This window comes from Thalassobacterium maritimum (assembly GCF_031127805.1).
Taxonomy (GTDB): domain Bacteria; phylum Verrucomicrobiota; class Verrucomicrobiia; order Opitutales; family Coraliomargaritaceae; genus Thalassobacterium; species Thalassobacterium maritimum.
The window spans coordinates 1-728 of sequence record NZ_JARXHW010000186.1 but is presented as its reverse complement, the minus strand read 5'-3'; the positions used below and the strand labels follow the sequence as shown (position 1 = coordinate 728).

Here is a 728-nt window from a genome sequence, read left to right as displayed (position 1 = left end):
CAGAGGTTTCAAGGTTCTGCCTAAGCGGTGGATCGTCGAGAGAACCTTCGGATGGCTGTCGAAATACCGCAGAATGTCCAAAGACTACGAAACTACCATTGAGTCATCTACTGCCATGATTCATATTGCGATGACTCGACTCATGCTCAAGCGTGCGGCTAGATTCTAACCGTTTTGGAAATTTATTAGACGCCCTCTTAGAGCTCAAAAGTTTAAGTGGTTATCGGATGTTTTGGGCGTAAATGGGATTGTCCAGCAGCGTCTGGATCTACGCTTCATTTGGTCGGTTGGTTGTGTCTGTTCCATCGGGTGATTCAGATTTCTTTTTCTTTGGTCCAAACATCGCGAATCCGGCAAGCGCTAGGATTGTAAGAATCCACATCGACCATACCATAAACGCTGAAATTTCATCCATTCTATTTCCGCCTCCAAAGCTGCCAAAAGCTGCACTCAAGATCAAGCCGTAGATGAAAAATGCACACACCGTTAAACTCAGTATTCCTGAAATGATTCTTAGGGCTATCAGCATTCTTCTTTCTGTAGATCGTGGAGGCCAGGCACCCATCCTGAGGGGTTAATGGTTCAAGTGATTTTCAAATTATAGGGCGGGTTACATGGGTTGACCTGTGCCGTCTTGGTATGCCCAGCATGTTGATAACCTAATATGGTGAAAGTCCATTGTGAAAGACCTGAATAACATAATAATCACTAGAGAAGCGCAAGGGCGT

The 728-nt window shown here is 45.1% G+C and carries 2 protein-coding genes; one reads left to right on the top strand and one right to left on the bottom strand.

Features of this window, described 5'->3' with window-relative positions; genetic code table 11:
* On the top strand, positions 1 to 169 hold a 169-nt coding region (locus QEH52_RS19955), incomplete at its 5' end, for a transposase (RefSeq protein ID WP_308952723.1).
* Between the two features lie 99 nt (positions 170 to 268).
* Here the strand turns inward: QEH52_RS19955 and QEH52_RS19950 are convergent.
* The gene (locus QEH52_RS19950) at positions 269 to 529 is read right to left on the bottom strand and encodes a hypothetical protein (RefSeq protein WP_308952722.1); all 261 of its coding nucleotides are present in this window, start codon (positions 527 to 529) and stop codon (positions 269 to 271) included.
* Between the last annotated feature and the right edge of the window lie 199 nt (positions 530 to 728).